The sequence below is a fragment of the Kutzneria sp. NPDC051319 genome (assembly GCF_040682195.1).
GTDB lineage: Bacteria > Actinomycetota > Actinomycetes > Mycobacteriales > Pseudonocardiaceae > Kutzneria.
Genome location: NZ_JBFBAM010000013.1, coordinates 176,077 through 197,915, shown reverse-complemented (window position 1 = coordinate 197,915; position 21,839 = coordinate 176,077). Strand labels below are relative to the sequence as shown.

Sequence of the window (21,839 nt, the reverse complement as noted above, 5' to 3'; positions counted from 1 at the left end):
AAGCGTTTTCCCGCGAAGGGATTGAAGGCCGCCACGATCGTGTATAGGTTGGTGCGTAACGGAAATCGATCACATAAGGGGAGTAGAATGGGGGTATGTCAGCGAATCCTGAGTTCCCTGCCGACACCGAAGGGTGGCAGCACGGCGAGCTGGAGCTGTGGCAAGCCGGCGAAGAAGCCGAAACCCTGTATCGGGCGCTCTATATCCGGCAGCTGGAGCGGGTGTGGGAGGTGTGGGACCGGTCGTGCCGGTCGAAGGAGGACCGGACCTCGATCGTGTCGACAATGGTGATCCGCTGGCGGCTCACGGTCAGGGAAGCCCGTGAGCGGCTTCGGTACGCGGAGTTGTTCCACAGCCAAGCGATCCGTGAGGCGGGTCGCGCTGGGGTGTTGGACCGGGAGCATCTGAAGGTCATCCACGAGACGTTGCGGATAGCGCCGGCGGTCGAGCGGGAGCGGGTTGAGGCGTCGTTGTTGGAGAACGTCCAGTTCGACGAGGGCGAGTTCAAGAACATCGCGCAGCGGATCCTGTTCCATCTCAACCAGGACGGCAAAGCCCCGGACGATCGGGAGCTGCGGGCGCCGAAGCGGGAGTTCCGTTTCGAACGCAAGCTGGACGGCAGCATGGTGTTCTGGGGAATGCTTGACCAGGAGTACGGGGCGAAGATCGCGGCGATGCTCAGTGCGCTGGCCAAGCCCACCTCCGGCACAGACCCCCGCACCACCGCCGAACGACAAGGCGACGCGTTCGCGGAAATCATCGAACTCGCCTCCCGCAGCGAAGGCCTGCCCGAGCAGGGCGGCGAGCGACCGCATCTGACGTTGTCGATGTCGTTCCAGGATTTCATGGACAACACGGGCGTCGCGAAGGTCGAAGGCGGCGGCGTGGTGAGCGCGGCGGAGGCCCGCCGGATCGCCTGTGACAGCACGGTGATGCGCCTGGTGCTGGGGGCCGGTAAGGAGATCCTGGATGTGGGGCGGCAGCAGCGGACGGCTCCGAAGGGGATCCGCAAGGCGCTGATCGAGCGGGATGGCACGTGTGCGTTCCCGGGATGTCAGGCGGAGCCGGCGCGGTGTCACGCCCATCATGTGGTCGAGTGGGCGAACGGAGGACCCACCAGCCTGGACAACATGGTCCTCCTCTGCGGAGCCCACCACAGGCTCATCCACCACAGCCGGTGGACGGTGACGATGGTGGACCAGCGGCCGGTGTTCTCCGACGGGCTAGAGGACGCAGGCTGAGATCTGTGCCTTCGCCGACCTCCCCCTTGGTCCCACCGCAATGCCGGCTCCGAGTCCCGCACCCGCACGGCCTGGATCTGAGCCCCGCGCCCGCACGGCCCGTACCCGCACGGCCTGGCATCCCCGACACGGCCCGGCGGTGACCACGTCCGTGGCAGGTGCTACCCGGTGAGCGGCAAGAGAGCCATCGCGCGGCCACAGCCGCCGAAGCGACGCCAGAGAGCAACAGCCGGCCGCGTGGCCCCTTACGGCTGGCTGAGGCGGGGCGCGGGGGGCTGGTCGAGGAGGCCGGTGCGGACGGCGTGGAGGGCGGCCTGAGTGCGGTCCTGGACGCCGAGCTTGGAGAGGATGGCGCTGACGTGGGTCTTGACGGTCTTCTCGGACAGGACGAGGGAACGGGCGATCTCGCGGTTGGAGCGGCCACGGGCGAGCTCGGAGAGGACCTCGCGCTCGCGGGCGGTGAGGTGGATGCCCTGGGGCTGGGAATCGCCGGCGGCGAGGAGGCGGGCGACGTCGGGGTGGAGCAGGACATGGCCGGCGTGGACGGCGCGGATGGCGGCGGCGAGGGCGGGAGGGTCGACGTCCTTGAAGACGTAACCGGCGGCGCCGGCGCGGACGGCGGGAAGCACGGCGACAGGATCGGTGAAGCTGGTGATGACCAAGACCCGGGCGGGGCTGCCGGAGGAGCGAAGGCCATGCAGGGCCTCGACACCGCCGGAGCCGGGCATCTTGAGATCGAGCAGGACGACGTCGGGATGGAGCTCCAGAACGGCATCCACACAGGACTGACCGTCGGCGGCCTCGCCGACCACGGTGATGTCGTCCTGAAGATCCAGGAAAGTGCGCAAGCCCTGGCGCACAACGGGATGGTCGTCAACGACGAGCACCCTGATCGGATCAGCCACCGGTCGCCACCTCCACCCGGACGACGGTCCCGACGCCGGGAGTGGACGTCACCGTGAGACGGCCGCCGACGGAGCGAGCGCGTTCACGCATGGACGAAAGACCCAGCTTCCGGGCGGCCTGCTCGGAACGGGCGGCGTCGAAGCCGACACCATCGTCCCGCACCAGCAAGACGACCAAGCCGTCGCCGGCGGACAGGTCGATCTCCACATGAGCCGGCTGGGCGTGCCGAAGGGCGTTGTGCAGAGCCTCCTGGGCGATGCGGTACAAGGCCTCGCGGCGGGCGGAGGTCAGCTTCGGCACGGGACAACCGACGAAGGCCACCTCGGCCTCGTGCACACGGTTGAGCAACTCGGCCTGCTTACGCAAAGCGGCATCGAGGCCGTCGCCGGACAGATCGACGGGGAGCAGACCGACGACAACGGCGCGGAGCTCATCGCTGACGTCGGCGGCCAAGCGGCGGACATTGTTGATCTCGACGACGGCCCGCGCCGGATCACGGTCGACCAGGGCAGCGGCGGCGTCGGCGGTGAGGCGCAGAGAGAACAGCTTCTGCGTCACGGCATCGTGCAGCTCACGGGCGATCCGGTTGCGCTCGGCCACAATGGACAGTTCACGGCTGCGCTCGTACAAACGGGCGTTGACGATGGCGATGGCGGCATGACCGGCCAACAACCGAAGCAGCTCCTCGTCCTCGGCGCTGAAGCCGCCGGGCGTGTTCTTGTTGGCCAAGAACAATTCGCCGAGGATCTCGTCGCCGTCGGTGATCGGCATGCCCACGAAGTCGGTGAGCACGGGATGGGCGGCCGGCCACCAGTCGAACTGAGGATGCTCACGGATATCGCTCAACCGCACGGGATTCGGGTCGCGCAGCATGAGACCCAACAGGCCGTGCTGGCGCGGCACGGGGCCGATGGCCTTCCACTGCTCGTCGGTGAGGCCGTCGGCCAGGAACTCGGCGAACGAGCCGTTCTCGTCGGGCACGCCCAGAGCGGCGTAACGGGCGTCGAGCAGCCGGCGCGCGGAGGTCAAGATGGTCTGCAGCACCTCGCGCACCGAGCGCCGCGCGGTCACGGCGAGCACGGCGGCGCTCAGCTCGCGCAGCTCTTCCCGGTCGCAGGTGCCCATGACGGCCACCGTACCCACTCCCGGCCCGCCGGCGAATCGGGCGGCGGACCTAGGTCCAAGGTCGTAGACCGGGCGGACCCCGAGCCCGATGGCAGCGCGGCCTCCGCTCAATAGCGTCGGTGACGAGCAGAACGACACCGAGGAGGTGACGGGGGATGCCCGTCGCGATCATCACCGGCGCGTCCCGCGGCCTGGGCCTCGCGCTGGCCAACGGCCTGTCCGACGCCGGCTGGAGCCTGGTCCTCGACGCCAGGGGGGCCGAGGACCTGCGCACCGCCGCCGACCAGCTGAACGGGCCGGTCCGGGCGATCCCGGGCGACATCGCCGACCCGGCGCACCAGGCGGCGCTGGTCGAGGCCGCGAACGAGCTGGGCGGCCTCGACCTGCTGGTCAACAACGCGGGCGTGCTGGGCCCGAGCCCGCTGCCGACCCTGGCGGACTTCCCGCTGGACCGGCTGCGCGAGGTGTTCGAAGTGAACGTGCTGGCCCAGCTGGCACTGACCCAACAGGCGCTGCCGACGCTGCGGGCACGAGAAGGCGCGGTCGTGTACGTCACGTCCGACGCCGCCGTCGAACCGTATCCCGGGTGGGGTGGATACGGCTCGGCCAAGGCGGCGCTGGAGCAGATCGGCCGCGTGCTGGCGGTGGAGGCGCCCGAGCTACGGGTGTGGATCGTCGACCCGGGCGACCTGCGCACGCGGATGCACCAGGACGCGTTCCCGGGCGAGGACATCAGCGACCGGCAGCTGCCGGAGGCGGTGGTGCCGGCCTACGTGAAGCTGGTGACCGAACGCCCGGAGTCCGGCCGGGTGCGCCTGTGAGACCGGTCGCCCTGTGGTTGCCGTACGAGGTCGACGACCTCGCCGCGGCGACGGAGTTCTACACAGTCCGACTTGGACTGTCCGAAGTGGATCGATTCGACGGCGGGGTCGTGCTGCGGGCCGCCGACGGCGCGTACGTGGAGCTGGCGACGCCCGGCTCGCCACGGCCGGCGCCGCTGGCGTTCGAGCTGGCCACCGACGGCGAGGTGGAGGCGGCGTACACCGCGCTGCGTCCACGGTCCGACGAGCTGGTTCGCGGGCCGGGCCGCTATCCCCGAGGCCACTACGGCTTCGAGGTGCGCGGCCCGGCGGGGGCGACCGTGATGATCTGGAGCGAACGATGACCGCAACCGTGGAGTTCACGCTGCCGGCGGAGCTGGAGGCGCACGAGCCGCCGGAGGCCCGAGGACTGTCCCGCGACGACGTTCGGCTGCTGGTCGGCCGACGCGGCACAGGCGAGGTCAGCCACCATCGGTTCAACGAGCTGCCGAACCTGTTGACACCGGGCGATGTGCTGGTCGTCAACACCTCGGCGACGCTGCCGGCGGCAGTGCCGGTGCTGAACGCGGACCTGCGGCTGCACGTGTCGACCAAGCAGGCGGACGGCAGCTGGCTCATCGAGCTGCGCACGGCCGACGGTCCGTTCCGGGAGGCTACGGCCGGGGAACGCTACACACTGCCCGGCGACGTCACGGTGACGCTGCTGGAGGCGTACTCGCAGGGTCGCTTGTGGACGGCCACGTTCGATGTTCCTTCCGTGCCAAGGTATCTGCTGGATCACGGCGTGCCGATCCGCTACAGCTACGTCCCGCAGCAGTGGCCGTTGCCGTTCTACCAGACGGTTTTCGCCGAGCACCCGGGCAGCGCCGAGATGCCCAGCGCCGCCCGGCCGTTCACCGACCGGATCGTCACACGGCTGGTGTCGGCCGGCATCCAGTTCGCGCCGATCCTCCTGCACACCGGCGTCGCCTCGCCCGAGGCGCACGAACGTCCCTACCCGGAGCGGTTTTCGGTGTCGGCCACCACCGCGCGCCTGGTCAACCAGGCCCGCGAGGCCGGCAACCGGATCATCGGCATCGGCACCACCGCTGTGCGGGCACTGGAAAGCGCCGTCGAGGACGGACGTGTGGCGCCGGCACGGGGATGGACCGACCTGGTGATCACACCCGAGCGGGGCGTGCGGGTGGTGGACGGCCTGCTCACCGGCTTTCACGAGCCGATGGCCTCGCACCTGGACATGCTGGCCGCGATCGCCGACGAACGGCTGCTGATGGCCTGCTACGCCGAGGCGGTCCAAGCCGGCTACCTGTGGCACGAGTTCGGAGATGTGAACCTGTTGTTCTGAATTGGTGCTGGAGGAGTGGGGGCGCAGCGGTAGCAGCTGCTGGCCGGGAGGCGACGGTCGGTCACGGGCAGTGAGCAGGTGGTGGCGGCGTTCGAGGCGCTGCCCACCACCGACGGGCATGGGCTCGTCACTCACGGCGACGGCGGCGTGGATCGCGGGGACGGAAGCGTGACTGTTGGTGACCGGGTGGTTTGGGTCAGCTACCCAGGTGGCGGGTTCGTGCGGCGGCAGGTGCCGATGTCGGCCGGCTGGTGAACTGGATCTCACCGATGATCTGGTCGGTGTTTTCCGGATCCGCAGGCTCACCGAGGTGCACGGGTGGGGTCGACGCCGTGGCAGTCAATCGGTTGCCCCGCAAGGGCTTCACCGATCGACTGCTGGCCGTCGGCGGGCCGGACCGGATGGCCAGGCCGTCGGTCGGCCCCGTGTTCCGGCACACCGATCCGGATGCGGCGGTGCACCACATGCTCGGACGCAAGTAGGGTTGCCCGGTGCGAATCAGCAGCGAAGGGACGGAGACCGTGGTCCTCGCCGTGGCCGGCGAGGTGGACCTGGGTACCGCGCCGAGCCTCGAGGAGGCCGTGACCACGGCTGTCTCGACCGCCGGCGCCCACGCCGTGAGAATCGACCTCACCGAGGTCTCCTTCATGGACTCCACCGGCCTGCGGGTCCTCCTGACCGGCCGCCAGGCGGCCGAGCAGCGCGGCATCGCCTTCACCGTGGCCAACCCCCAGCCGCACCTGCTCAAGGTGATGCGGGTCACCGGCATCGACGGCCTGCTGGGTCTTTCCTGACCGGTCAGTTCGGCAAGGTGTCGATGTCCTCGGCGAACAGGCGCCACGCGGGCAGCCGCTCGCCGTCGAGCAGCCCGGCGCGCGCGTGCTGGCGGCGCAGATGCCACGAAGCCGACCCATCCTCATATCCCCGGTCGAGCAACACCGCCCGGGTCCGAGCGCCGCTCTCGACGACGGCGTCCGCGCGATGCCCATGGACCGTCTTGTTCAGCTCGACGCTGACCGACGGGCCGTCCAGACGGGCGAACAGCAGGCGCGACAGCTCGTCGTCCCGACCGGCCGCCACCCGGGTCTTGGCCCGTTCGGCGGCGTCCGCGAGCACCGCGCCCAGGCCGCCCTCCCGTTCCCACAGGTCCTGATCGCCCACCACGATCAGGTGCGACTTCGCCCGGGTGATGCCGACGTTCCACAGGTTCAGCTGGCGGTTGAGCCACGACCGGCTGCCGGCCGGCATGTCCTTGCTGGCCACCAGGGAGAACACCATCACGTCACGCTCGCCGCCCTGGAACTCGTGCACCGTGCCCACCAACACCTCGGGCTGGTCCCTCAGCCGGCGCTTGAGCGCCGTGGCCTGCGCGGTGTAGGGCGTCACCACGCCGATCTGAGCGCCCGACGGCAGCTCCGCCCGCAGCTTGGTCACGGCCTGCAACACGCGCTCGACCTCGTCCTTGTTCACCCAGGAGCCGCCGGAGCTGCGGGCGGCCCGGCCGGCCCACTGCGACCAGATCACACCCTCGTCCCGTTCCGGCAGCCGACGCAGGTTCCGGACGTCGGTGAGCACGGTCAGCTGACCGCCGTAGAAGTGCTGGTTGGCGATCTCCGCGATGTCCGGATGGCAGCGGAAGTGCTCGTCGAGCAGCATGCTGCCGCCCCGCGCGGTCTCGAAGGCGTGGAACGACGAGTGCCGGTGATAGGACAGCCGGTGCTTCTCCAGCCAGTCCGCCGCGATGCCGGCCTCGGCCCGCGCCTGGGCCTCCAGCGCGGGTTTCAGCGTCACGACCGGGGACAGCTGCATCGCGTCGCCGATGATCAGCGCCCGTGTGGCCCGGAACAGCGTGGGAATCACGTCGGCGACGGTGCACTGGCTCGCCTCGTCGATGATCACCAGGTCGAACAGGCCGGGCTGCGTGGGAAAGCGCCGGATGCTGCGGGTGGTGACCGCCCAGCCGCCGACCGCGCTCAACACCGGCGGCACGTCCGGCCAGTCCGGGGACCTCGACGCGGAGGCATTCATCAGCCGGAGGATCTTGGCCTTGCCGCCGATGGCTCGTTCCCGCACCACGCTGTCCAGCACCTGCTCGGACGCGTCCTGCACGGCCTGCTGGCACCGCGCCAGCGCCTGCGTCTCCACATCGTCCGGCGGAAGTTGCGCGACCACAGCCCGGCCACGAGTCCACTCCGCATCGACCTGGAACCAGGCCGCCAGCGCATGGCACGTCTCCGCCGTCGGTTCCTGGTGCCAGGCAAGTGACTTCAGATAGCGCCGCCGACGCCATGTGGCCAGCAGGCGAGCGTGCGCCAGCCGGGATGCCTTCGCAGCATGGGCGTCCGGATTGACGACCGTGACGAAGGCGGCCCGCAGTTCGGCGGTAGACCGCCCAAGATCCGCCGCCGCACGGTCGCGGCTCTGGCCCGTGGCGAGCAGCTTTCGCTCCGCCTCCGCCTTGTCGGCCATCGTCTTCGTGACGACGTCCAGGTCGCGCCGTGCCATCGCGAGCCGGGCCAGAGCGGTGCTGCTGTTCACCGGCGGTGGGGTGATCGTGGCCAGCAGCTGGAGCGAATCCCGTTCCCGCTCCCGGTAGTTGACCGGACGGCTGCTGCCCGTACGGACGACGGACCCGGGCACGAGCTCCTGACACCGGTCCGACACGACGTTGACCGCCTTGTTGTTGGTCGAGGCGACCAGCACCTTCTGGCCGTTGGCGACGGCCGTCGCGACGAGGTTGGCCACCAGCTGGCTCTTGCCGGTGCCCGGCGGCCCGGTCGCGACGGTCAGCCGGTTGGCCATGGCCGACTCGATGACGGCCTGCTGGCCCTCGTTGAGCCGCATCGGCGTGACCGGTTCCCACTTCGGCTCGACCGGCTGGGCGGCCGGCCCCAGCAGGGCGCCGAGCGCGGTGTTACCGATGGCCGCGGCCCGCCGGCCGATCTCGTCGAGCTCGGTCGCGACCTGGGAGCTCGACTGGTCGCGAATGGTGCTGACCATGAACAGCACCGCGGAGTTCCGGGAGCCGGAGTTGGGCGTGCGGACGTCGATCACGGGTTCGAGCGAGCTCGGATCGAGCAGGCCCATCACCGGCAGCTCGGCGTACTTCTCCAGGGCGCTGCGGACCTCACGGACCATCTCGTGGTGCGCGCCGCCGCGCCACATCGGCCGGAAGTCGTCCGGGGCGGCGCCGCGGAGCTGCGGATGCAGTTCCGGCTCGCCGACAGCACACAGCCGCAGCTCGTCACCGTCGATCCGGATCTCCACCCGCCGGATGAACAGCGGCGCGAATCGATGAGTGGGGAAGCGCTTGCCGTCATCGGACTTCACCACCACCACGGTCGGATAACCGCACCACAGCTGGGCTTCTTCCTCGATCGCGCGCTCGACCAGTTCGACGGCCTCCGGGGGCGCCGGCACCGAGCCGTCCGCCTCAACGTCGCCGGACAGCAGCCGTTCCTCCCCCTCCCAGCAGACGTAGCTCTCGCCGATCTCCTCTACGCCCATCAGTTGCATGGACGACGTCTCCGCGGCCAGGCACTTCCGGTAGTACTCAAGCAGCCGCGGCCAGTTGCCCTGCCGGTCCGCATCCGACGTCGGCGCCTTCGGCGGCGGCAGCTTGATCTCCGACGTGCGCGGCAGCGGCCCCAGGTAACTGCGCGCGACGTAGATGGGCTCGTGGATGTTGAGCGCGGAGTAGACCGGCATCTGCGGCAGCGAGAACGTCCTGCGCAGCTGCTTGCTGACGTGCTCGAACAGCTCGCCCGCGGACACCATGCCGTCGCTGCCGGTGTCGGCGTAGCCGCTGTGCAGCGCCTTCACCAGTTCCCCGGTGAACCTGGAGGGCTGCGGGCCGTCCTCCGTCTCGACTCCGGCGTAGGAGACCTGGTCGTCGAGGCAGGACGACATGATGAACACGTCCCTGGGTGCGAGCATCGGCTCCTGCCGGGCCCGCTTGCCCCCTTTGGTGCTCAGTCCCCGGGCGAATCCGCCGCTGTGGCAGCAGTCCAGGATGGCCACCTTCTGCGCGGCCCGACACTGTTCCAGCTGCTGGTTGACGTATCCGGCGTCGACGCCGGTGCGCTGGATGTCGTCGTCGGTGTCGGCGGCCACGAAGTGGAACTCGCCGGTGGTGCCGGCGAGTCGCGTGCCGTGGCCGCTGATGTAGAGCAGCCCCAGCTCGGCCGGCTCCAGGTCCTCCAGGAACTCGGCGATCGCCTGGCGCATCCGGTCCGCGCTCGGGTCGAGCACGCACTCGACCGCGTCGAAGGCGCCGATCCGCGAGTCCCTGAGAACGCGCAGCAGCTGCTTGACGTCCGCCTGCGCGCAGGTCAGCGTGTCGTAGCTGTCGCACAGGTAGTTGGCGGTGCCGATGAGCAGCGCCCGTCGTCGTTCCGGCCCCTTCATGGTGTCAGCCCCCAGGTGTGCGCGTACGTCGTTCTGACGGACGGGCTCAGATTTCGGTCATCGGCCGCGACAGCAGGCCGCACTGCGGCGTGCCGGCGACCGCCGTCCACGGCTCGTGCCGGTCGCAGCGACCGGCCGGGCACACGTAGCCGCCCTGGTCGGCGGCGAGCAGCCGGCGCCGGCGCACCCCGTCCCCCTTCGTGATGTGTCCGTCCACCCGTCTCGCCGCGGCGGCGATGTCGTCGAGCAACCGGTCCCACTCGGTCAGCGATCCGTTGCCGCGCAGCAGTTGCGCACGCAGGTCACGCAGTTGGGAACCGAATCCCAGGGCCTCGGCCGCGACGGTCGTCCGCCGGGCGTCGTCACACAGGCGGGCCCATTCTGCTCGCTCTTGCGGGTGATCCGTCATCGGGGTATGCGTCCCTGTCCGTCAGTTCGGTGTGGAGGATGGTGCACGTGAGCAAACCGGAAGCCACTTTCGCCGAGGGTGTGCTCGGCGAGGACGAGCGCGACCAGGTGCGCTGGGCGCTCGGCCGGATCGAGGCCGACGGCGAGGGAGCCTGGCCGCATGTGGTGCGGCATGTCAAGGTGCTCAAGGCTTTCACCGACGGTCGCAGCGGCGGGATGGTGCTGCGGGTGGAACTGGCGTTCGAGGGACAGGCGCTGACCCGCGTGCTCAAGGTCGACCGGGTGGACGTGATGGCCCGCGAATGGCTGGGCTATCAGAAGATCCGCCGACGCGGCAACTCCGTGTTCGCGCGGGTGCTCGCCGCGTCTCGCGATGTCGTCGCCCGGGAGCAGCGCAGCCGGGTGCATGACTGGGGCGCGATCGTGTACGACGACGCGTCCGAATTCGCCGGTGACGCGTCCAGTCCGGCATGGACGCTGCTTGAGGTGGCCGCCGACCCGCAACGGCAGGACGAGACCGTCACCGCGATCGAACGGCTGTTCCAGGCCGCCCGGTCCACCTTCTACGACGTCCGCGGCGTGAACCCGGACGTCTCCTCGCTCATCACGCAGAACCGCAGGCTCGGAGTGAGCCTCGAGATCCGGTCCGACGACGGCCCGCCGGCTCCGGCTCTGGTGCACCGAATCCTTCGCCGCACAACAACCGGCGGTCCCGACGACTACGCGCCGGGCGACCGCGTGGCCTTCGAGGCCGACGCCGCCGACCCGGTCGTGATCCACGTCGATGGAGCTGAGGCCAGCGCCGGGAGCGGCGTGGTCGTGTCCAGCCGGGGCTCGGCGCGTCGAGAACTGCTGCCGACTCCGGCGATTCCCTGCGCGGATCCCTTCGCCGCGCTGCTCGACGTGCTGACCACCGGGCTGCCCGGCCGCGTGACGTCCGCGGCGCACGGCGACCTCAACTGCACCAACGTGATGGTGGTCGACGGGCGGCCGTACCTGATCGACTACGCCGAGTTCGCCGACGGCGCCCCCCAGCAGTTCGATTTCTCCTGGCTGGAAGTGTCGCTGCTGCGGGACGTCTACGCCTCGCGCGATCCGGCCGAGCTGATCCGGCTCCAGCGTGCCCTCGCACTCGGCAGCCGGCTGCTGCATCTCGATGTCGGCGCCGAAGAGGTGTTGCGGATCTGCCGTCGCTTCACCCACGCCGACAACCATGACGCGCTTCGGGTGCTGCTCACGATCCGCGTGCAGGCGCATCGGCTCTACCCGGCGCAGGCCCGACCCGAGTGGTGGCGTGATCACCTGGCCCAGTTGCTCCTCTCCGCACATCGCACCCTCAAGTGGCCGGCAAAGATGCAGAGCGTCGCCAAGCTGCATGCCGTTACGGCGGTCGCCGCGGTTGCCACCGAATGGCTGACGGACGTCGATCCCTTCGAGCACTGGGACGCGCAGCTCGACCAGGCCAAGGCCGAACTCGCCCGACACCTGCGGCGTGTGTTGCGCGACGCGTCGCCGCAGCTGGCCGCCGACCTTCGCGTCGAGCACTACCTGGAGCTGGCCGCCAACGACTCGCCCTCCGTGCAGAAGCTGCTCGCCGAGCACGACCACGTGGTGCTGAGCGGCGAGAGGGGCAGCGGCAAGACCACGGTGCTGCGCGAGTTCGGGCACCGCCTCGTCGCGGACGACACCAAGCCGGTGCCGCTGTTCGTGCACGCCAGGGACTTCCGGCCGCCGATGATCGACCCGGAGCACGGCCGCCTCGGCGTCGTGCACCTGATCCTCGACGACGCCTCACCCGAGGTGGTGAACGAGCTTCACAGCCTGTACCCCGCGATGCCGATCCTCGCCGCCGGCGAGGCCGTCGACGGCTTCGAGCAGGTCGAACTGAGAAATCTCGACGAACGGGCCATCGAGATCTATCTCTGGCGCCGGGTCCCGGAGGTGGCGGTCGAGAAGCTGCTCGACGCGCTGCTCAACGACCGGGGGTGGCAGCGGCTGAACATCGGCCGCCCCCGGGACCTGTCGCTGCTGGTGGACTACGTGGCGGCCAACGGGGTGCCGGACTCGGCGGTCGATCTTCACCGCGCCCTGCTGCTGGCCAAGGTGCACGGTGACGAGCAGGTGCTGCGGGCCGGCGAGCTGCTGGCGATGAACCTGTTGGACCGCAACGAATCGAGGCCGGTCGACGCCCGGCTCATCCGGTCGGGCATCGCGGTCATGGACCACGGTCGCATTCGGTTCGCGGACAACGCCGACCGCGATCATCTCGCCGCCTCGGGCCTGCGTCGAGGCCCGTCCGCCCCCAACATCGTGGAATGGCGGCACACCGCGCAGCAGTGGCAGGACGCGCTGACCGTGTATGTCGCGCGCCCGGACGTCTCGGCGGACGACGTGTCGGCGGTCGTGGAGAGGGCATCGAGCCCGAAGCGCAAGGCCGAACTGCTGGCGTCGGCGTACAACCAGCCCGCGACGACAATGCAGGAGTTCAGCCGGCAACTGGAGCGCCAACTCCTCCACCCCGACGGCACGTGGGCCAGGCACGCCAGTTCCGTGCTGCTCGAACTGGGCATGCCGGAGCCACTGTCGCGCGTGATCACGTCGTCGGAGGCGTCCGACCTCGCGCGGTCGGGGGCCTTGACCGCGCTGCACGACCTGCGGCGGCGCGCCCGACCGGGTCCGCATCACCGGTCGGCGTCCGTGGCGCTCGTGGCGGCCGCGCAGGCCGTGCTCACCGAGGAAACCAGTCACGAACTTCGTCAGCACGCGTGCTCCGTCGTGGCCGCCGCGAGCCTGTCGGAACTGGGCCTGCTGGTCGCGGCGCAGATCTCGCCGGACAATCCGTGGCCGTTGAACCACCAGGCGAAGACGGCGCTCGACAAGCTGGGCGTGAAGTCGACGCCCGCCCTCGACCGGGCCTACTCCACCGCCGGCTGCCTGCAGCTGGCCCGTCTCGCTGAGCGGCTGCGCGGTGTCACGACGATCGGTCAGGCCTTCGCCATCCGCCTTGAGCAGGCCTCCATCACCGAACACCTCACCGCGCAGGACCGGCAGACGTGGTTTCCCAGGCTGAGGTTCGGTTTCCTGATGTCGACCGGCCTGCTCGGCGAGCCCCCGTCGGTGGCGGGCAGCGTCGAACAGTGGCTGCACGACGTCGAAAGCGGACCGGCCGAGCAGGCGGCAACGGCGGCCCACCGGCTGCTGGCGAAGGCGCCCGACCTGGCGGCCGAGATCGTCGCTCGCCTCGGCCGTGCGCCGAGCGCCGACCGACTGCTGATCGCGGCCGCGACAATGGGCGCCGACGACCTCGACTGGGCCGAGGAGCTGGTGCTGCGAATGCTGCCCACGATCGATCCCGCGGATCTGGAGGGGCCGGCCGCGTTGCTGGTGGCGGTGTTCAAGCACCACCGCATGCGGGGCATCAGGCTGGCCCTGCGAGCGGCCGAAGCGGTCCGGCGGCGGGATCTGCCGGAGCGGCGTTTCGGGCCGTGGACGGTCGCGTTGGGCATCTGCCACGGCGAGCCCGGCGAACACGAGGCGCTGATCAACGAGGGCGACGTCGCGCTGGCCATCGACGCCCTGTCCAGCTACGGCTTCCTGCCCGCCGGCGAGCCCGGACCCGATCACGTGTTCGGCGACGACGCCCGGGCCCGGCTGCTGGCCGCGGTGACCGCGGAGAACCTGGTGGACTGGGCGCATGCGGCCGCGACCGCGCGGCTCGTCGAAGCGGCGCCGATCATCCAGCGGCACATCGCCGACGGCCGACCGGAGCCGATCCTGCAGAAGGCCTACGACCACCTCATGGCGGTAGATCAGGCGGAACGCCAGCAGATGCCATAGCTGAAGCCCTGTTCGGGACCGTCGAAGCGGGCCACCACCTCGGCCGCCCGGTCGAGGGTGAGCAAGGGGCCGTCGGGCACGCCGTGGTGCGGCAACGTGCGGGGCGAGGCACGGTCGGTGCGCCACACGACCAGTGGCCGGCGGCCGGCGTCGAATCGCACCCGGGCCTCGAACATGGCGCAGCTGACCAACGGGTTGAACACGTAGTGGTCGGAGATCGGCTGCCCGTCGCGGACCTGGAACACGATCGAATACGTGTGCGACTCGTTTCGGGCCAGCGGCCGGGGCAGTTCGAGCAGGTACCGGAAGTGGTTGGCGCCCTGGCGGTTCTCGGCGACGATGCGGGCCCCGTGCTGGACGTCGGCGTGCACCTCGCGGTCGAGGTCGGCCGAGTCGGGCCTGCGGGGCACGCTGAACCGGGCGACGATCTGGGACAGGTCGTCGCGAGTGGCGACGATCGTGCGTTCCTCGATCACCTCGGGCGCCTCACGGTCCAGCCGCACCAACACCCGCAGCCGTCGCACCGCCCAGCCGCGTTCCGGGTCGGACGGGTCGACGCGTTTGACGATCACCTGCGCCAGCTTGGCGAACGCGTCGTCGATCCGCCTTCGGGTCGTCCGCTCCGACCACCGGAACTCGGTGCCCAGCAACTCGGTCCTCGTGGACAGCGTGGCGGACCGCAACTCCCGGTCCAGCGCAAGGGCCACCAGCACCACACGCCGTTCCTCCTCGGGCAGGTCCATGTCCGGGATCTGCGCGACGGCGGCGTTCACCAGCCGTCTGACGTCCGCGTTCGAGCAATCCGGGGGAACGTCCGCCCACCGCGCGATGGCCGGCCCTATCACCGTGTGCACGTTCGGCCGGTGCAGGCCCCTTCCCCGGCGCAGAGCCATGAACTCCCGGGTCAGGTCGGCTTCGAACCGCGTCATGCCCCCTCCACGGCCTTTGGCCGGTGTTGCCGCGGAACGGCCTGGAATTGGCCAGTTCCAACGCCGCGGCCAGGCCACCATCCACCCGGACAGGCTATCCGGATGTGTGAGGAGATCGTCGGTGTCGGCAGCGCACACTCCCGTCGTCCAGCGGGGCGACTTCGACGAGCTGCGCGAACTCGCCCGCGGCGGGCGGCTCGGCGCGCAGCTCTCCAGCCCGGCCAATGCTAGGCGGGCTCGACTGGACGGGGCGTTGTACTCACTCGTGTGGCCGATCGTCTTCGACCGCCTGACCAGACCGCTGGAGCTGCGTCGCGGCCATCAGCGGTGCGCGACCCGCATGACCCTGCTGTCACCCGATTGTGTCGACGGTTTCCATGACGACGTGGAGGCGGTGGTGGATGGCGTGCGGCGCCGCGCGACGGCGCCGATCGTCGACCTGGAGGCGTGGATCGCCCGAATGGCCAGGTCCGCGACCATCGACGGCTACCGCCGGCGTCGCGGTCTGCTCGGGGCGCCGCAGCGACCCCGGGTGCCGCGGTGGCTTGCCGATCGGCTCGACGCCGATCCGTGGCTGGTCGCGCTGGCCCTGCACGTCATGGAATGGGTCGGCGTGCCGAACACCGCGGGCCACAAGCTGTGGCCGATCGACAGCTGGACGGAACGTCGGGCGAGCGTCACGGGCGACTGGCCCGGCAGCACCACGGAGGCCACCGGCCGCGACGTCGAACGGGTGCTGGCGGCGATGCGCAGCCGGCCGCACTGGTTCGACGCCAACATCGAAAGGCCATTGGGACGCAAGGAGACGCCCACGCCGATGCACCCGGCCGCGACGCCGCTGACTCTCGCTGCGGAGCGCGACACCGGCGAGGACGTGGCCGAGCGGATGGTGCGGATCATCAGTCGACGGGTCGAGGCAGGTGAGGATGTGCGTGAGGTGACGATCGAGGTGGTGCGGCAGGTCTTCCACGATCGGCTAACCGCCGTCCGCTTGGCCGGGATCGTCGATGCTGTCGTCGAGATCGTCGGCTGACACCGGTTCCCCCCGGTCGGCCGCCGAGCGGACCTCCGCGCGGAACAGGTCGAGCAGCGATTGTCGTTGCCCCGGCGACAACGGCTGTGGTCGTCTGGTCATCAGCTTGTCCCTCCACGACTGCGTCGCCGGTCACTGACGGACGTGCCGGCCGGCGGCGGGTTCACGAGAAAGGAGGTGGGGCTCGTGGTCTGGCGCCCGCGCTCAGCTCCGCCACACGTCCGCGTGTCCTTCTCCGCGATACTGCGGATCCGGGACGACGACGGGATCGTGCTGTTCGAGGCTCGATCCCGGCCGGGGGCGTACACGCCGCCCGGCGGGGTGTACAAGTATTTCGGCCCGGCCACCGACGTGCTGGACCGGTTGGGCTTTCACGGAGACCGGTGGACGGACCGGGAATCCGATATGCGCAACGACATCCGTGGCGTGCTGCCGGCCCGGTCGGTGCCGGAGTTCCTGCGCTGGTTCGACAGCGGCGCCTACCGTGAGGACTCGGACGAGTGTCTGCGCCGTGAGCTGACCGAGGAGCTGACCGAGGTGGGTTTCCCCGCCCTGGCGGCCGATGTGGCGAACTTGAGCTTCGCTCATCTCAGGACGGAGGTCGAGGGGCCGACGCCGGTGGCGGGCAAACCGTACCGGCAGCTGCGAAGGTTCGAATTCCACGACATGGTGTGCGCCAACCAGCAGGCGGTTCGGCTGCGGGACCGGATCCTGGAGTTGGCAGCGGATCCCCACGTGCAGACGGTCCTGGCGGCCACGTCGGCGGACATCACCCACGGCCGCGCGGGAAAGGCGCTGGTCGCACCGCATGCCGCCTACCTCACCGGAGGCACGCGCACCCGGTCCGACATCCCTTCGCTGCGGTGAACGCGATGGTGACGGCGAACTGCGTGCCCGCCACGGACAGCAGGGCGATCCTGACGGTGACGCTGACACCGGAGCGGGCGGACCTGGGGTGGTCGAGGGTCGTCACCCACGTGCGGGCCGGGCTCTCCCCGTCGGTCGTCGTGGCCGATCTGACCGGGCCGGAGACGCTGAGCTCCGTGTCGGGCATCGGGGAGTCGACGTTCAGCTGGACGCTCGGCCGGCTCGACGGGCCGGCGCTGCCGACGGAAGCCGTTGCGCTACAGGCATTCCTGCCGATGGAATCCTCGCCGCGAGAGCTCGACCTGACGGTGCGCGTGGACATGTCCTTCGCCCGGACGAGACTTCCCTTGCTACGACGGCGTCTCGACCACCACCATGTGCCCACGCCGTGGCGGTTATGTGTGGTGCTGCCGGCCGGTCGACGGTCCAGCGATGACCAGCCACGCGTGCGCCTGTGCATGGCGGCGGACATCGAGCACTACAGCCGGTTCGGCAACCCGGAGGCGATGGTGGCCCAGGAGAGGCTGTTGCAGGTGCTGCGGCGGGCCAGGGCCCATGCCGGCGTCGAGGAGTCGGCGGTGATCACCGAGGGCGCCGGTGACAGCCAGTTCGCGATCCTGCCCGAGAACCTGGACGAGGCGCGGGTGGTGCCGCTGTTGATCGAGGGGCTCGCGCACGCGATGCGCGACGTGAACCGAGGCCTCGAAAACCATCATCGGCTGCGCATCAGGACGGCGATGGATCGGGGGCTGCTCACGCCCAGCGTCAACGGCTGGGTGGGCACCGCGACGATCGCCGTGCACCGCCTGCTCGACTCGCCGGCGCTGCGCTCGGCCCTCACCGCGAACACCGGCGTCGACCATGTGGTGATGGCGTCGAGGACCTTGTTCAAAGACGTGCTCAGGCACGGCTATCCCGGAATTTCGCCCGACGCTTTTCGTGAGGTCGGCGTCGACATTCCCGGAAAGGGCTTCAGCGAACAGGCGTGGTTGTTCGTGCCCGGCTGACGCACGCGCTCGCCGACCGGCTTCCAGCCGGTCGGCGAGCACAGCGAGCGTGTGGGCCCGGTCAGATCCGAGCAAGCCCGGCGACCAGAACAATGACGTGACTCTCCATGATTCCCCCTCCCTCGTGAGCGAAGAAGGCCGGCGTCGACCACCGAACGAATCACCCGGGAATTCGCTACCGGTGAATCCGGCCGCATTCAGCATGCGCCGGACGTGGACGCGGCACAGTGCCATGCGGCACACCACGAACGTGCCATCTGGCTCACTCGGCATGATCGGCCAGAGCCGGCGCAACATGGCCGGCGACTGGCCAGTTCCGGCGCCGCGGCCACGCGACCATCCAGTTCGATGCTAGGAGCGGCCGGTCCCACGGGGCGTGGCGTTCACCCGGAAGGAGGTGGGAGTCCGTGTTCTGGAAACGATGTCCGCGGCCGGTGCGGGTGAACTGCGCGGCGGTGCTGCGGATCCAGGAGGACGACCGGATCGTGCTCGTGGAGTCGGCGTCGCGGCCGGGGGCGTTCGCCCCGCCGGGTGCGGTGCTGCGGTACACGGAACCCCTGGGGCGGCTGGGCTTCGACGCCGACAACGACCATCACCTGCGCGGAAACCTGCCGATCGGCTCGATCGAGGGGTTCGTGCGGTGGTTCGAGAGCGGGACGGGCCGTGAGGACGGGGAGGAGTGCCTGCGGCGCGCGCTCGCCGAGGTTCTGGCCGAGTTCGGGGTGCCCGGCCAGAACCTGAGCTTTGATCGGTTACGCCCGAAGATCGAGTTCTCCGGGGCCGAACTGCGGTGTTTCGAGTTCTACGACCTGGTGAGCCCGGTGCCGGATCGGCTGCTGGCGCTGGCGGCCGATCGCCGGGTGCACGCCGTCGCGGCCGTCGGCCCGGTCGAAGTGGCCGCCGGGCGCGTGGGCTCGGCGTTGATCGCGCCCCACACCCACTACTTGACCTGCGACAACACGGTGTCGGCGAAGAACTCCCCGTAGCGGTCGGCTCAGAGGCAGGCCAGGGACCTCAGCACGTCCGGCCGTTCCACCACGATCCGTCGGCGCCCCGTGCTCAGCACCCCTCGGGACCTCAGCATCGCCATCGCCCGGGCCACCGCCCGCCTCGACGCCCCCAGCTGGTTGGCGATCTCCTCCTGCGTGAAGGGCGTGTCGATCTCGATGCCCTCCACCGTCGTCCGCCCTCGTTCCTCCATCAGCCGCGCCAGGTGCCGGGCCAGCCGGTGGCTGATGTCCAGCTCCACCGAGACCACTCTGGCCCCCTCCGCCTCCCGCAGCCGCACCGCCAGCGACTTGATCACCGCGATCCCGATCTCCGGCCGGCTCCGCAGGACCCCTTGGAACTGCTGCGCCGTCAGCTGCACCACCGTCGTCGGCTCCACACTCCGCACCGACGCCGTCCGCTCCCACCCGTGCAGCGCCGCCAGCTCCCCCAGCACGTCCCCCGGCCCCCGCAGGGCGTACACCAGCTCCCGCCCGTCCTCCAGCAGCGTCGACACCCGCACCCAGCCGTCCACGATCACGTGCAGGAAGTCGGAAGGATCATCCTCCCGGATCAACACCTCATCCGCGCCGAACTTGCGCCTCACCCCGCCGGCCAACAGGTATTCCCGCTCGCCCTCGGTCAGGTACGACAGCAGACTCCCCCGCGCCGGATTCATGTGGCCCGCTTTTGCAGGACAGCCAAGATTTCGCGAACAGCGGCGGCATTGGGGTGGCCATCGCCGTACACCTGTACATGATCGTTCAGCAGACCCTGAAAGACCTCGACCGCATTGAGAAGATCACCGTCCAGGATCTGCCTCGTTGCGACATCCCAGCGAAGCTCCAAGGTGAAGGGATGATCGGAGCCCAGTAGGCGATCGGCATCGGACGACAACGTCCGCAGCTCGGTGGCATCAAAGCCGCCTCCCGCTTGCTCGCGCCAGGTCACGAGGCTGCGGCGGACAGTCAGGGTCTCCGGATGGTCGGGACCCAGTACTCGGAGCATATCCAGCAGTAGCTCCTCCAGCATCGCCACGGCGTCAGCCATGTCGCCACGCTCGGCCAGGCAGTTCGTCAACTGCCAGCGAGCCACGATTGTCATCCGGCTATCCGGGCCTTGAACACGGAGGTAGTCGGCCACCAGCTCTTGCCAGGCAGAGACCGGATCGGTGGACTTCCCCTGCCAGTGGGCGAGGAGGTACCGAAGGTTGAGGACAAAGGCATCTTCGGCGCCGAAAATCCGCGTGCCATCCTCGACGATGCGGTCGAGCTCGGAGGCGGCGGCCACTGTGTCTCCGGCTTCCCCGGCGCACTGAGCCAGCTGGGCGCGGCTGTGGAGCACGTTCGGGTGGTCCGGTCCGAGAATCTGCCTCTGGAGATCGGCCAGTTCGGCCAGAAGAACGGCCGCACCGGCCGGGTCTCCCGCCACGCCCTGCCAGAACGCGCCCTGATGCCGTGCGTCGAGGGTGATGTGGTGGTTCGGCCCGACCTGGTCGACAGCAGTGGCGTGCAGGCGTTCGAAGTAGGCAGCGGCCGCCGCATCCTGCCTGGAACCACCCAGGCTGGCGCCTGCCACGAACAGCACGCCGACATCGGCGCCGTCCGCACTCCACAACGTCGATCCGGCCGATTCCTGCAGGGCTGCGGTATTAGCCAGGAGGATGCGCTCGTCCCGTGCAGCCTCCGACCAGAGGTCCATGAGGGCGTCGGCGGCGATGCCCGCAGGCACAGCTAGGTCATTGGTCTGCTCACGCACCACCCGTTGCAGGAGATTGTGCACGCGGAGCGTGTCGGTGGCCTCGTCCAATGTCGCGAGGCTGAGGCGGTGCAGGCAACGGAGGGCGTCGCGGGCGTCGTCCGGATGGACTGGCTCGGGACCGAGGTAGTTCAAGACAACCGGTGTCGTGAACAGACGCGCGGGGATGCCGTTGGGGTCGAGTAACGCGGCGATGCGGAGCAGGGAGCCGGCTAAGCCTTCCGGGCGGAGGCGGTCGGCCAGCTCGATGGACAACGACCAGGTCTCCGTGACGGCGTTGCGGTAGTCGTCGGGGCGGGCGCTGGGTTCGGGCACCAGGTCGGTGAGGCGGCGTTCTGCGAGGCGGGTGCGGTAGTCGGCGCAGGTCAAGTCCCGGTCGAGGATGTAGGCGGCGGCCTGAGACAGGGCCAGGGGCAGGTGGCCTAGGTCGTAAGCCAAGTCCGCAGCCGAGGAGAGCTGGGCAGAAGAAAGCTTGGCCTCCAGGTACTGCAAGGACTCCGAGGGACTGAAGAGGCAGACGCGAACCACCAGGCGCCCGGCGGTGAGGGCGTGGTCCTCGCGGCGGGTGGTGACGACGGTGCGGCCGGACGTCGGGGGCCAGAGGCGGTGCAGGTCGGCGGGATCGGTGAGGTCGTCGAGCACGACGAGCCAACGGCGGTCGGTGGCCTCCAGCCAGGCCAGGAAGCGGTCGGCGGCCTGGTCCTGGTCGGGGTCCGCACCGCCGGTGATGTCGCCGATGGCCTGGGCGTAGCTGGCGACGACGCTGGTGCGGGAGGTGGCGGTGACCCATACGACCAGGTCGACCTCGCGCTGGGACCAGACGCGATGGGCCAGGGCGGCGGCGAGCTGGGTCTTGCCGACGCCGCCGAGGCCGGTCAACACCAGGCACCCGGAGGACTGGGAAGCCAGTTCGGTGTCGGCGGAGCGGAGCTGACGGCAGTCGGCCAACGGCGGCACGACGCCGACGCGGTGGGGCCAACCGACCGGCGAAGCGGCGTGAACGTGCACGCCGCCGGAGATGCGGCCGGCCTGGACCGCGAAGCCGACGAAGGAATCCCGGATGGAGTTGCCGACCTCGTCCATGAACCCCCTCCCCTGCGCCGCAACCACAGTAGAGCGTTCGGAGCGAAGGTTCTGCCCGCACGGCCGGCGACGGGTGCCGCCAGGA

19 protein-coding genes are annotated in these 21,839 nt (G+C 69.9%); 12 read left to right on the top strand and 7 right to left on the bottom strand.

Annotation, left to right across the window (positions count from 1 at the left end; translation table 11 throughout):
* Positions 1-95: 95 nt before the first annotated feature.
* On the top strand, positions 96-1,241 hold the full coding sequence (locus AB0M73_RS16300) for a DUF222 domain-containing protein (RefSeq protein ID WP_363891412.1): 1,146 nt from the start codon (positions 96-98) through the stop codon (positions 1,239-1,241).
* Positions 1,242-1,486: 245 nt separating this feature from the next.
* Here the strand turns inward: AB0M73_RS16300 and AB0M73_RS16295 are convergent, their stop codons facing one another.
* Together AB0M73_RS16295 and AB0M73_RS16290 are read right to left on the bottom strand one after the other, a co-directional pair.
* A complete protein-coding gene (locus tag AB0M73_RS16295) occupies positions 1,487-2,146 on the bottom strand; it encodes a response regulator transcription factor (protein WP_363891411.1) in 660 nt (219 codons plus the stop codon).
* Positions 2,139-3,272: a GAF domain-containing sensor histidine kinase gene (locus AB0M73_RS16290; RefSeq protein WP_363891410.1), complete on the bottom strand. Its 1,134-nt coding sequence runs from the start codon at positions 3,270-3,272 to the stop codon at positions 2,139-2,141. Before AB0M73_RS16290 ends, AB0M73_RS16295 begins: the two co-directional genes overlap by 8 nt.
* A 155-nt stretch (positions 3,273-3,427) precedes the next feature.
* Between AB0M73_RS16290 and AB0M73_RS16285 the strand changes: the two genes are divergently transcribed.
* From AB0M73_RS16285 to AB0M73_RS16260, 6 genes are all read left to right on the top strand, one after another.
* The gene (locus AB0M73_RS16285) at positions 3,428-4,093 is read left to right on the top strand and encodes an SDR family oxidoreductase (protein ID WP_363891409.1); all 666 of its coding nucleotides are present in this window, start codon (positions 3,428-3,430) and stop codon (positions 4,091-4,093) included.
* Positions 4,090-4,437 carry a VOC family protein gene (locus AB0M73_RS16280; RefSeq protein ID WP_363891408.1) on the top strand — a complete coding sequence of 116 codons (348 nt, stop codon included), beginning with the start codon at positions 4,090-4,092 and terminating at the stop codon, positions 4,435-4,437. The genes AB0M73_RS16285 and AB0M73_RS16280 overlap by 4 nt, the downstream gene beginning before the upstream one ends.
* Positions 4,434-5,438: an S-adenosylmethionine:tRNA ribosyltransferase-isomerase gene (locus AB0M73_RS16275; RefSeq protein ID WP_363891407.1), complete on the top strand. Its 1,005-nt coding sequence runs from the start codon at positions 4,434-4,436 to the stop codon at positions 5,436-5,438. The genes AB0M73_RS16280 and AB0M73_RS16275 overlap by 4 nt, the downstream gene beginning before the upstream one ends.
* 81 nt (positions 5,439-5,519) lie before the next feature.
* Positions 5,520-5,693: a hypothetical protein gene (locus AB0M73_RS16270; protein WP_363891406.1), complete on the top strand. Its 174-nt coding sequence runs from the start codon at positions 5,520-5,522 to the stop codon at positions 5,691-5,693.
* A gap of 77 nt (positions 5,694-5,770) precedes the next feature.
* The gene (locus tag AB0M73_RS16265) at positions 5,771-5,920 is read left to right on the top strand and encodes a hypothetical protein (protein WP_363891405.1); all 150 of its coding nucleotides are present in this window, start codon (positions 5,771-5,773) and stop codon (positions 5,918-5,920) included.
* Between the two features lie 9 nt (positions 5,921-5,929).
* Positions 5,930-6,232 (top strand): STAS domain-containing protein, encoded by a 303-nt coding sequence (locus tag AB0M73_RS16260; RefSeq protein WP_052396046.1) that lies wholly within the window; start codon positions 5,930-5,932, stop codon positions 6,230-6,232.
* Between the two features lie 4 nt (positions 6,233-6,236).
* Here AB0M73_RS16260 and AB0M73_RS16255 read toward each other — a convergent pair whose 3' ends face one another.
* Together AB0M73_RS16255 and AB0M73_RS16250 are read right to left on the bottom strand one after the other, a co-directional pair.
* Positions 6,237-9,845, bottom strand: coding sequence for an AAA domain-containing protein (locus AB0M73_RS16255; protein ID WP_363891404.1), 3,609 nt, complete (start codon positions 9,843-9,845; stop codon positions 6,237-6,239).
* Positions 9,846-9,891: 46 nt separating this feature from the next.
* Entirely contained in the window at positions 9,892-10,254 is a 363-nt protein-coding gene (locus AB0M73_RS16250; RefSeq protein WP_043725075.1) for a hypothetical protein, read from the bottom strand.
* Positions 10,255-10,301: 47 nt separating this feature from the next.
* On the opposite strand from AB0M73_RS16250, the gene AB0M73_RS16245 reads away from it, so the two are divergent.
* On the top strand, positions 10,302-14,090 hold the full coding sequence (locus AB0M73_RS16245) for a hypothetical protein (protein ID WP_363891403.1): 3,789 nt from the start codon (positions 10,302-10,304) through the stop codon (positions 14,088-14,090).
* Here AB0M73_RS16245 and AB0M73_RS16240 read toward each other — a convergent pair.
* Entirely contained in the window at positions 14,063-15,019 is a 957-nt protein-coding gene (locus AB0M73_RS16240) for a hypothetical protein (RefSeq protein ID WP_363891402.1), read from the bottom strand. The genes AB0M73_RS16245 and AB0M73_RS16240 overlap by 28 nt on opposite strands.
* A 121-nt stretch (positions 15,020-15,140) precedes the next feature.
* Here AB0M73_RS16240 and AB0M73_RS16235 point away from each other — a divergent pair, with 121 nt between their 5' ends.
* The 4 genes from AB0M73_RS16235 to AB0M73_RS16220 all read left to right on the top strand — a co-directional run bounded on the left by AB0M73_RS16235 (position 15,141) and on the right by AB0M73_RS16220 (position 18,912).
* Positions 15,141-16,052: a hypothetical protein gene (locus AB0M73_RS16235; RefSeq protein WP_363891401.1), complete on the top strand. Its 912-nt coding sequence runs from the start codon at positions 15,141-15,143 to the stop codon at positions 16,050-16,052.
* 186 nt (positions 16,053-16,238) lie between these two features.
* Positions 16,239-16,919, top strand: a complete 681-nt coding sequence (locus AB0M73_RS16230) for a hypothetical protein (RefSeq protein ID WP_363891400.1) — start codon at positions 16,239-16,241, stop codon at positions 16,917-16,919.
* On the top strand, positions 16,916-17,926 hold the full coding sequence (locus AB0M73_RS16225; RefSeq protein WP_363891399.1) for a hypothetical protein: 1,011 nt from the start codon (positions 16,916-16,918) through the stop codon (positions 17,924-17,926). The genes AB0M73_RS16230 and AB0M73_RS16225 overlap by 4 nt, the downstream gene beginning before the upstream one ends.
* Before the next feature lie 407 nt (positions 17,927-18,333).
* Positions 18,334-18,912, top strand: coding sequence for a hypothetical protein (locus AB0M73_RS16220; protein WP_363891398.1), 579 nt, complete (start codon positions 18,334-18,336; stop codon positions 18,910-18,912).
* A gap of 8 nt (positions 18,913-18,920) precedes the next feature.
* On the opposite strand, the gene AB0M73_RS16215 is transcribed toward AB0M73_RS16220, so the two are convergent.
* Both AB0M73_RS16215 and AB0M73_RS16210 read right to left on the bottom strand, forming a co-directional pair.
* Positions 18,921-19,592, bottom strand: coding sequence for a Crp/Fnr family transcriptional regulator (locus tag AB0M73_RS16215; protein WP_363891397.1), 672 nt, complete (start codon positions 19,590-19,592; stop codon positions 18,921-18,923).
* On the bottom strand, positions 19,589-21,754 hold the full coding sequence (locus AB0M73_RS16210; RefSeq protein WP_363891396.1) for an NB-ARC domain-containing protein: 2,166 nt from the start codon (positions 21,752-21,754) through the stop codon (positions 19,589-19,591). The genes AB0M73_RS16215 and AB0M73_RS16210 overlap by 4 nt, the downstream gene beginning before the upstream one ends.
* Positions 21,755-21,839 lie beyond the last annotated feature (85 nt).